The organism is Microbacterium sp. NPDC058062, from assembly GCF_042885375.1.
Taxonomy (GTDB): Bacteria; Actinomycetota; Actinomycetes; order Actinomycetales; family Microbacteriaceae; genus Microbacterium; species Microbacterium trichothecenolyticum_C.
This window is the reverse complement of the sequence record NZ_JBHVSC010000017.1, coordinates 1-1321: the sequence shown is the minus strand read 5'-3', so window position 1 is coordinate 1321 and position 1321 is coordinate 1. Positions and strand designations below refer to the sequence as shown.

1 protein-coding gene is annotated in these 1321 nt (G+C 67.5%); it reads left to right on the top strand.

Going from position 1 to position 1321, the window contains the following annotated elements:
• Positions 1 to 245: 245 nt before the first annotated feature.
• Positions 246 to 1301, top strand: a complete 1056-nt coding sequence (locus ACFVSU_RS21960; RefSeq protein ID WP_387148182.1) for an IS110 family transposase — start codon at positions 246 to 248, stop codon at positions 1299 to 1301.
• The last annotated feature ends 20 nt before the right edge of the window (positions 1302 to 1321 follow it).

The window sequence follows — 1321 nt, the reverse complement described above, 5'->3', positions numbered from 1 at the left end:
GAAGCCCGGTTGACAGTGATGATTGGTGCTGGGAGCCCCGCAGCGGTCGTCCTGACTCTCCGATTGACTGACCGTGGTGTCTTGGACGGGATTCGTCGTTCGTGCGCTGCGGGGCTGCCGTGCACTCACCGTGCGAGGGTTGTGACCTCATAGGAGCCTGTGCCAGCAGGCACCCATCACTGTCTTGTCCGCTCGCTCTCGGATGGTGCGTGCCGTCCGATCAGGGTTGAGAGGAAGGGACGGCGATGACCACCATCGCACGGGAAGAACACCACGACCAGCCTGCGGTTGTCGCGGGCGTGGACACGCATGGTGACACGCATACTGCGGCGGTCATCGACACCACCGGCCGGTTACTCGGGTGCGCGCAGTTTCCTGCGAACCGCTCCGGATACGCCGCGCTGTTGAGCTGGGCATGCGCATTCGGCGTCCTCCTGATCGTGGGGATCGAGGGCACCGGCGCCTACGGAGCCGGTCTTGCCCGTCACCTCCGGGCGGCGGGCGTCGAGCTGCGAGAGATCGACCGCCCGGACCGGAAGACGCGCCGCCTCGCGGGCAAGTCCGATCCGATCGACGCGGAAGCCGCCGCCCGCGCCGCGCTGGCCGGCGCACGGACCGGGGTGCCGAAAGACCGCTCCGGGAAAGTGGAGGCACTCCGCAACCTCCGGGTCGCCAGACGCAGCGCAGTCGGCCACCGCGGGGACTGCCAACGCCGGATGAAGACACTCATCGTGACCGCGCCCGACTCGCTTCGCGAACGGTTGCGGGGACTGTCGGATCGAGAACTGATCGAGGTCTGCGCGGCAACTCGCCCCGACACCGCCCGCGCCAGCGAACCCGAGCAGGCTGCGAAGATCGCGTTGCGCGCCCTGGCCCGCCGCCATCAGTCACTCACCGCCGAGATCGCCGAACTCGACGCCCTCATCGCACCACTTGTCGCCGGGATCAACCCGCACCTGCTCGCACTGAACGGTGTCGGCACCGACGTCGCAGGGCAGCTCCTGGTCACCGCCGGCGAGAACCCCGATCGGCTACGCTCCGAAGCCGCGTTCGCGATGCTCTGCGGCGTCGCCCCTATCCCCGCATCATCCGGCAAAACCCACCGACACCGCCTCAACCGAGGCGGCGACAGGCACGCCAACGCCGCCCTCTACCGCATCGTGATCTGCCGCCTCCGATGGGACACCCGAACCCGCGACTACGCCACCAGGCGAACCAACGAAGGACTCTCGAAGAAAGAGATCATCCGCTGCCTCAAACGGCTCGTCGCACGCGAGATCTACACCGCCCTCACCACTTGACATCCATAGGAGCATCCTGT

Excerpts from the sequence above, each read along its gene's own strand:
- ACFVSU_RS21960 (WP_387148182.1), top strand. The coding sequence starts at position 246 with ATGACCACCATCGCACGGGAAGAACACCACGACCAGCCTGCGGTTGTC.